This window comes from Trebonia sp. (assembly GCF_030042015.1).
In the GTDB taxonomy this organism is placed as follows: Bacteria; Actinomycetota; Actinomycetes; order Streptosporangiales; family Streptosporangiaceae; genus Trebonia.
Map to the genome: position 1 here is coordinate 1 of NZ_JASIAL010000299.1, position 8331 is coordinate 8331.

Below are 8331 nucleotides of genomic sequence, written 5' to 3' on the forward strand. Positions count from 1 at the left end.
GTGGGCGGGCTCGCCCAGGCCCAAATTGACCAGGTGGAAAGCCTCGCGTCCCGGATTGCCGACGCTGTGGCGGTGCGCAGAATAGGCACGTCACTCGACGTCCGCGAAGCGGTGTCCAACGTGAAGAGCTACGGCGAGGGCACCGTGATGATCTGGTTTCTTGAGGATTACCGGGACGACGTCATCCTCGTGGTGCGGAGTCCAGCACTTCGGGTTCCCTGATCCGACAGGCTGACCGCGTCGGCGACCGCACCTGTAAAGACACGTTCGCCCTGGTGCGGTGCGCCAGGTCCGTGCCCATGACCGGTACTTCCTCGATATTCGAAAACGATCTTGTGTCATTTGTTGTCCTACATAGAACGGGTGTGCTATAATCGGGGTAAGCCTGCAAACAAGACCCGGCTCCGGGGAGGTGATCCAGTATGCGCACCGGAAGCGAAGGCGAGAACGACGGCACGCCGCGCAGCGTTGCCGACGCGCTGCGGCTGCTGGGCGCCGGGCTGGACTACCTCAACTCCCCGGCGGCCGGTGAGCTCCCCGCTGCCGGGCTCGGGGAGGTGCTGGTCTCGCTGGGCGGGCTGCGGGCGAGGTTCACCGCGGCGCACGCCGCTTTCCTGCGCCGGTTCGACGCAGCCAGCGCCCATGATGCCGACGGGTACGGGACCCCGGCCGCCTGGCTGGCCGCCAGGACCCAGATGACCAGGAAGGACGCCAAGGCCGCGGTCCGGCAGATGCGCCGGCTCAGCGCCCACCCCGGCGTGGCCGGCGCGATGGCCGCCGGGCAGGTCTCCGAATCCTGCGGGCTGCAGATCACCGAGCTGGTGAACAAGCTCCCCGGGGAGCTGCGCGCCCAGACCGGCACGATCCTGCTGCAGGCCGCGGCCGCGGGCGCCTTGCCGGATGACCTGGCGCTGATCGCGGCCGCCGCCTGGGAACAGTGGCGCGCACAGCACCCCGACCCCGACGACGACGATGACGGGTTCGACGACCGCTACCTGGCGGTCGGCACCACGTTCGGCGGCGCCGCCGTCCTCCGCGGCAACCTCACCCCCGAATGCAATGCGGCCGTCCAGGCCGTGCTCGAGGCGCTGGGCAAGAAGGCCGGCCCCGAAGATCACCGCACCGAGGGCCAGCGTTTCCACGACGCGCTGCAGCTGGGCTGCGAGCTGCTGATCCGGGCGAAGATGGTGCCCGGCCGGGCCGGCGCCGACACCCAGGTGATCGCCCACATCCCGTTTCCCTGGCTGCGGCAGCAGCCCGGCGCCGCCGCGATCGAGGAGGCCTGGCTCCGGGCCCGCGCCGGGCAGGCCGGCTACCTGACCGGCGCCGGCGCCGAGACCGCCGGCTGCGACGCGATGACCGTCCCGGTCGTCACCGGCCACGCCGACATGACCGTGATCGACCAGATCATCGAACTGGCCCTGGCCGCCTCCAGCCACCACGACGGCCAGGCCACGGTCACAACGATGTCCCCGGACGCGTACGCCGCGCTGCGCCACGCGATCGCCCGGCTGGCGGTCGACTTCGTCTCCGGCCCGCACGGCCCGGCCGGCGTGCTGCGCACCAGCCTGCTGTCCCCCCCGTACGACACGCCGAGCCTGCCGCTGGACGTGGGGTACTCCGACAGCATCCCGGCGGCCGTCCGCCGCGCCGTCCTGCTCCGGGACAGGGCCTGCGCCTGGCCGCGGTGCGGCCGGCCGGCCGCCTGGTGCGACGTGCATCACCTGCGGCACAAGAAGGACGGCGGCCAGACAAGCGTCAGCTCATGTGTCCTATTGTGCCAGTTTCATCATGACGTCTGCATCCACCGATGGGGCTGGCAGCTGGTCCTGCACCCCGACGGCACCACCACCGCCCACGGGCCCAACGGACAGGTCCTGCACAGCCACCCGCCGCCCACCCTCCGGGCCGGGTAACCCGCCCGGCGCGGAAGTAGGTTGAACATTCGTGGACGAGGGGATCGGCAGTGGCGTTAGGTCGATGCCGCAGATTCCGCAGGAGCTGGCGATACGGTGGCGGCTGCATCGCGCCGTCTATCTCGGCGCACGGTTGTCGACCACGTGGCGTGCGGAGCGCGGGCTCGCGAAGGTCGTCGTCAAGCACGCCGATGACCAGGCCTTGCCTGACTGGCCGTATCAGATCGAGTTCATGGAGTCGATGCGCCGGGCCGGGTGGCCCGTTCCCGAGCTGCTAGCGGAGGACCGGGTTCCGCGGGCGGCGCAGTGGCCCGCGGACGGCTGCTTGCGGAGTTTCACGAGGCGGCGCATCGGGTTTCCCGCCTTGTCCGAGGTTGTCGCGGACCCGGAGCTGGAGGCATGGCTCGGGGTGCATGAGCGGCGGGTGCCCGAGGAGGGCGCGCTCTTGCGGGAATGCCGCCAGGCCGTGCTCGAACGGTTCGCGAGCTGCGAGCTGACCGCGGCCCCGATGTGCGTGATCCACGGGGATTTCGCGCCGTGGAATCTCCTGTTCGACGGCGGGCGGCTGAGCGGCGTCCTGGATTTCGAAGGCTGTCACTATAACCTCAAGGTCGCCGACTTCGCCCTGGCCTGGCGTGGCGGCCTCGACCTGGCCTGGCCGATCGGACAGCTGCGCAGGAGGTCAGCCCTGCTCATCGCCCGGTTCGGCGAGAGCCACACGTATGGCGCATCGTCAGCTACGCGGGTCCGCCACTAGCGCGGGCAGGCGGCGGGCGATGATCTCCTCGGCCTCGCCGACGATCTCTGAGATGACCGCGGCGCAGGTGTCGACCGAGCGGATCAGCCCCTGGGACTGGCCGGCCCACCACATACCGCCCTCGACGTCGCCCGCACCGAGAACGTCCGCGCGGCCCCGCGCGCCCGAGGCCAGGGCGGCGACGTCCTCGAACGTGGCCCCCGGGCGCGTGGAGATCTCGGCGATCTGCTCGGAGATGCTGTTACGCGCGACACGTGCCGTGTTACGGAACTGACGGAACACCAAGATCGTGGCGCGCTCGTCGTTGGCGACGATCTGCTGCTTGACGTTCTCGTGGATGGGTGCCTCGGTGGTCGCCATGAAGCGGGTGCCCATGTTGACCGCGTCGGCACCCAGGGCCAGGGCCGCGGCGAGCCCCGCCCCGGTCGCGATGCCGCCTGATGCGATGATGGGCACCGTCAGACGGGCGGCCGCGGCCGGGATGAGGATGAGCCCGGGGACATCGTCCTCTCCGGGATGTCCGGCGCACTCGAAGCCGTCGATGCTGACCACATCCACGCCCTTGCGCTCGGCGGACAGGGCGTGCCGGACGCTGGTCGCCTTGTGAATGACCTTTATTCCCGCGGCCTTGAAGTCGGGCAGGTGCGGCTCGGGGCTGGATCCCGCGGTCTCGACGATCGTCACGCCGGATTCCACGATGGCTGCCCGGTACTCGTGGTATGGCACCGGGTTGATCGTGGGGAGGATGGTCAGGTTGACCCCGAAGGGCCGGTCGGTCAGCTCACGGGTGCGCGCGATCTCCTTGGCGAGCGCTTGCGGGGATGGCTGCGTGAGGGCGGTGAGGAACCCCAGGGCTCCGGCGTTGGCGACGGCCGAGACAAGCTCCGCGGTGCCGAGGGCGGTCATCCCACCGCAGACAACCGGGTGGTCGATGCCGAACAGTTCCGTGACTCGCGTGCGGATCATCATCACTTCCTGTCAGGTAGCCGGGTGTTCTTCAGCGAGGCGCCGCAATGCCGGTATCAGCGTGTCGATGTCCTGACCGGTGCGGAACGCCACGACCGTCGTGCCGTTGCCGTCCTGCGCGGGCGAGGCGAACAGGCCGATCACCATGCGCATGGCCTCGTCGACTTCGCGGTTCGGGTCGGGGCTGTCGCCGCGCAGCCAGCGGCGCAGCACGTGGTTGTGGGCCGCGACCACGGCGGCGGCCATCAGTTCGGCCCGCAGCGGGGCCGGCTCGGCGATGTCGGCCATCCAGCCGGCGATGAACTCGCGGAACAGGCGCTGGTAGCGGGCGACGCTGGCGATCTCGCGGTCGCGCAGCGCCGGGACCCGGCTGGTGAGCGCGTAGCGGCGGCGGGCAAGGTCGCCTTCGGCGACGTAGTGCGTCAGCACCAGGCGGACCGCGTCGGAGACCGCCACCAGCGCGGTGGCGTGGCTGGAGGTCTGCAGGCGGCTGGCGACCTGGTCGAGCAGCCAGTCGTGGTCGGGGAAGATAACGTCTTCCTTGGAGCGGTAGTGCCGGAAGAACGTGGTGCGGCCAAGGCCGGCTCGCTCGGTGATGTCATCGATCGTGGTGTGCTCGTATCCGGCCTCGTCGAACAGGGCGAACGCGGCCTCGGCCAGCCGCTCACGCGCCCTCGGCTTGCTCATCACCGCTCATTTCCTCGCTGGCGGCTGCCACTTGCCGCCAGCTTATGGTACTGGATACCATAATAGCGATATCGAGTACCTTACGCCGGGAGAGGCGGGACAACCGGTGAACATCGTCGTCTGCGTTAAGCAGGTGCCGGATACCGCGGTGGAGCGGACGCTGCGGCCGGATGGGACGCTGGACCGGGCTGCGGCTGACGGGCTGATCAATGAGCTGGATGAGTACGCGATCGAGGAGGGGCTGCGGATCGCCGAGGCGCACGGGGGCGAGGTGACGGTGTTGTCGATGGGCCCGGGCAAGGCGGCGGAGTCGGTCCGCAAGGCGCTGTCGATGGGGGCGGACAGGGCGGTGCACCTGGCCGATGAGGCGCTGGCCGGGTCGGACGCGCTGGCCACCTCGTACGCCATCTCCCAGGTGCTGAAGGTGATCGGGTTCGACCTGGTGATCTGCGGGTCGGAGTCGACCGACGCGCGGACCGGGGTGCTGCCGGCGATGCTGGCCGAGCGGCTGGGGGTGGCGCAGCTGACGCTGGCCGGCAAGGTGGATGTCGACGGGACCGCGGTGAGCATCCGCCGGGTGTCGGACGAGGGGTATGACGTGGTGGCGGGGCAGCTGCCGGCGGTGGTGAGCGTGGTGGAGAAGATCAACGAGCCGCGCTACCCCTCGTTCAAGGGGATCATGGCGGCGAAGAAGAAGCCGGTGCAGGCGCTGACCCTGGCCGGGGCGGGCATCGACCCGGCAGAAGTGGGCCTGGGCGGCTCGGCGACCGCGGTAGCGGACTTCGCCGCCCGCCCGCCGCGGGCGGCCGGCGTCGTGGTCAGGGACGAGGGGGACGGCGGCGCGAGGATAGCCGCGTTCCTGGCCGGGCGGAAGTTCATCTGAAGGGGGAGGGGACACATGGCTGAGGTGCTGGTGCTCGCGGAGCACTCCGGCGGGGAGGTCAGGAAGGTCACCTGCGAGCTGCTGACCGCGGCGGCCCGGCTCGGCGAGCCCGCCGTCGTCTGGGCGGGCCCGGGCGCGGACGAGGCAAGGGCGCGGCTGGCCGAGTACGGCGCCGCCCGGGTGTACGTGGCCGGCTCCGCCGAGTTCGGCGAGTACCCGGTGGCCCCGAAGGCGGAGCTGCTGGCCCGGCTGGTGGCGGACAGGGCGCCGGCGGCGGTGCTGATCGCCGGCACCGCGGAGGGCAAGGAGATCGCGGGCCGGCTCGCGGTCAAGACGAACTCCGGCGTGCTCACCGACGCCGTCGACGTGGCCGCGGGCCCGGACGGGACCCCGGTCGCCGTCCAGGCGAACTTCGGCGGCGCGATCACCGTGCACGCCACCGTCACCAAGGGCACGCCGATCCTGGCGGTCCGGCCGAACGCGGTCAGCGCCGAGCCCGCCCCCGGCCCGGCCGAGATCGTCCCGGTGACCTTCGCCGCCAGCGGCGCCGCCAAGACCGCCAGGATCCTCGAGCACGTGGTCGCGGACAAGGGCGAGCGGCCGGACCTGACCGAAGCGCAGATCATCGTCTCCGGCGGCCGCGGCACCGGCTCCGCCGAGGGCTTCAAGATCATCGAGGACCTCGCCGACGCCCTCGGCGCCGCCGTCGGCGCCTCCCGCGCCGTCACCGACGCCGGCTGGTACCCCCACCAGTTCCAGGTCGGCCAGACCGGAAAAACCGTCTCCCCCCAGCTCTACCTGGCCGCCGGCATCTCCGGCGCCATCCAGCACCGGGCCGGCATGCAAACCTCCAAAACCATCATCGCCATCAACAAAGACCCCGACGCCCCCATCTTCGAAATCGCCGACCTCGGCATCGCCGGCGACCTGTTCACCGTCATCCCCCAGCTACTCGACGAGATCGCCAAACACAAGCAGCTGTAAGCGCGGCACCATCGCACCGTCCGTTGCGGTTAGGCTAAAGCCGCGATGAATACAAGTCCGGTCGTTTACCTCGACCACGCCGCGACGACACCGATGCTCCCCGAGGCGATCGCGGCGATGACCGAGGAGCTGGCACGGTTCGGCAACCCCTCGTCGCTGCACAACGCCGGGCGACGCGCCCGCCGGGTCGTCGAGGAATCCCGGGAGCAGATCGCCGAGGTGTTCGGCGCGCGGGCCAGCGAGGTGATCTTCACCAGCGGCGGGACCGAGGCGGACAACCTCGCGGTCAAGGGCCTGTTCTGGGCGCGGCGGTCCGCCGACGCCCGCAGGCACCGCATCGTGACGACGGCGGTCGAGCACCACGCGGTGCTCGACTCCGTGCGCTGGCTCTGCGATACCGACGGGGCCGTCGCGGACTGGCTCTGCGTCGACTCCACCGGCGCGGTCCGGCCGGAGGTGCTGCGCGCCGCTCTCGAGCCCGACCCGGGCAGCACGGCTGTCGTCAGTGTGATGTGGGCCAACAACGAGGTCGGCACGGTGCAGGCGGTCGCGGAACTGGCCGCGGTCGCTCACGAGTTCGGCGTCCCGTTCCACACCGACGCGGTGCAGGCGGCCGCGCAGCTGCCGGTGGACTTCAGCTCATCCGGCGCGGACGCGCTGACCGTCACCGGCCACAAACTCGGCGGCCCGGTCGGCGCCGGCGCGCTCATCATCGGCCGTGGCCTGGCGCCGGTGCCTGTGCTGCACGGCGGCGGCCAGGAGCGCGACATCAGGTCCGGCACGCTGGACGCGCCCGCGATCCGGGCGTTCGCGGTCGCGGCGGTGACCAGCGCGCGCCGCCGTGCCGACGAGATGGGCCGCGTTGCCAGGCTCCGCGACGACCTCATCCGCCAGGTGCTCGCCGCGGTGCCCGACGCGCTCCTGAACGGTCCGCCGCCCGGCCCGGACCGGCTGCCAGGCAACGCGCACTTCTCCTTCCCCGGCTGCGAGGGCGACGCGCTGCTGCTGCTGCTCGACGCCCGCGGCATCGCCTGCTCCACCGGTTCGGCGTGCACGGCAGGGGTGGCCGAGCCCAGCCACGTGCTGCTCGCCATGGGCGCCGACGAGGCCCGCGCCCGCGGTTCACTGCGGTTCTCCCTCGGCCACACCACCACCCAGGCCGACGTCGACACCCTGGGCGCGGCCATCGGCGAGGCGGTCGCCCGCGCCCGCCGCGCCGCCGCCCGCTAGGCGCGGCGCGTGCCCGCGCGCAGCGGATAGCCTTGAGGCGTTATGGGGCTTCGGGTGCTTGCCGCCATGTCCGGCGGGGTTGACTCCGCCACCGCGGCGGCGCGTGCGGTGGACGCCGGTCACGACGTGACCGGCGTCCACCTCGCGCTGTCGCAGAACCCGCAGTCGTACCGGACCGGGGCGCGGGGCTGCTGCACGCTGGAGGACGCGCGGGACGCCCGCCGCGCCGCCGACGTGATCGGCATCCCGTTCTACGTCTGGGACATGGCGGAGCGGTTCGCGCGCGACGTGGTGGACGACTTCGTCGCCGAGTACGCGGCCGGGCGGACGCCGAACCCGTGCCTGCGCTGCAACGAGAAGATCAAGTTCGCGGCCGTGCTCGACCGCGCGCTCGCGCTCGGCTTCGACGCCGTCTGCACCGGGCACTACGCGCGCATCGACCCGGGCGGAGCGCTCAGCCGGGCAGCCGACACGGGCAAGGACCAGTCCTACGTGCTGGCCGTGCTGACCAGGGAGCAGATCGCGCATGCGATGTTCCCCCTGGGCGACACGCCCAAGACCGCGGTCCGCGCGGAGGCCCGCGACCGCGGCCTGCTTGTCGCCGACAAGCCGGACAGCCACGACATCTGCTTCATCGCCGACGGCGACACCCGCGGCTTCCTGGCCCGCCGGCTCGGGGCCGCCCCCGGGCAGATCGTGGACCAGGACGGGACCGTGCTCGGCGAGCACGAGGGCACCTACGGGTTCACCGTCGGGCAGCGCAAGGGGCTGCGCGTGGACCGCCCCGCCGCCGACGGCGCGCCGCGGTACGTGCTCAGCATCGAACCGGTGGCCCGCACGGTCACGGTCGGCCCGGCCAGCGGCCTGCAGGTGCGCGAGATCACCGCGCAGCGCCCGGTCTGGACCGG

General features: G+C 71.6%; 9 protein-coding genes. 7 read left to right on the plus strand and 2 right to left on the minus strand.

Annotated elements, in window-relative coordinates; all coding sequences use genetic code 11:
- The 3 genes from Q1N79_RS15865 to Q1N79_RS15875 form a co-directional block, all read left to right on the plus strand.
- A partial coding sequence (locus Q1N79_RS15865; protein WP_300609839.1) for a hypothetical protein occupies positions 1-222 on the plus strand: 222 nt, incomplete at its 5' end.
- Positions 223-422: 200 nt separating this feature from the next.
- Positions 423-1916, plus strand: coding sequence for an HNH endonuclease signature motif containing protein (locus tag Q1N79_RS15870; RefSeq protein ID WP_300609840.1), 1494 nt, complete (start codon positions 423-425; stop codon positions 1914-1916).
- A gap of 64 nt (positions 1917-1980) precedes the next feature.
- Entirely contained in the window at positions 1981-2673 is a 693-nt protein-coding gene (locus Q1N79_RS15875) for an aminoglycoside phosphotransferase family protein (RefSeq protein WP_300609841.1), read from the plus strand.
- On the opposite strand, the gene Q1N79_RS15880 is transcribed toward Q1N79_RS15875, so the two are convergent.
- Together Q1N79_RS15880 and Q1N79_RS15885 are read right to left on the minus strand one after the other, a co-directional pair.
- A complete protein-coding gene (locus Q1N79_RS15880) occupies positions 2650-3639 on the minus strand; it encodes a nitronate monooxygenase family protein (protein ID WP_300609842.1) in 990 nt (329 codons plus the stop codon). The two genes, Q1N79_RS15875 and Q1N79_RS15880, sit on opposite strands and share 24 nt — an antisense overlap.
- A 12-nt stretch (positions 3640-3651) precedes the next feature.
- Positions 3652-4326, minus strand: a complete 675-nt coding sequence (locus Q1N79_RS15885) for a TetR/AcrR family transcriptional regulator (RefSeq protein WP_300609843.1) — start codon at positions 4324-4326, stop codon at positions 3652-3654.
- Positions 4327-4432: 106 nt separating this feature from the next.
- Here Q1N79_RS15885 and Q1N79_RS15890 point away from each other — a divergent pair, with 106 nt between their 5' ends.
- The 4 genes from Q1N79_RS15890 to mnmA form a co-directional block, all read left to right on the plus strand.
- Complete coding sequence (locus Q1N79_RS15890) at positions 4433-5209, plus strand: electron transfer flavoprotein subunit beta/FixA family protein (RefSeq protein WP_300609844.1); 777 nt, start codon at positions 4433-4435, stop codon at positions 5207-5209.
- 15 nt (positions 5210-5224) lie between these two features.
- A complete protein-coding gene (locus tag Q1N79_RS15895) occupies positions 5225-6193 on the plus strand; it encodes an electron transfer flavoprotein subunit alpha/FixB family protein (protein ID WP_300609845.1) in 969 nt (322 codons plus the stop codon).
- A 45-nt stretch (positions 6194-6238) separates the two neighbouring features.
- The gene (locus Q1N79_RS15900; RefSeq protein WP_300609846.1) at positions 6239-7423 is read left to right on the plus strand and encodes a cysteine desulfurase family protein; all 1185 of its coding nucleotides are present in this window, start codon (positions 6239-6241) and stop codon (positions 7421-7423) included.
- 42 nt (positions 7424-7465) lie between these two features.
- Positions 7466-8331: tRNA 2-thiouridine(34) synthase MnmA (mnmA, locus tag Q1N79_RS15905; RefSeq protein ID WP_300609847.1), on the plus strand; the 866-nt coding region annotated here is incomplete at its 3' end.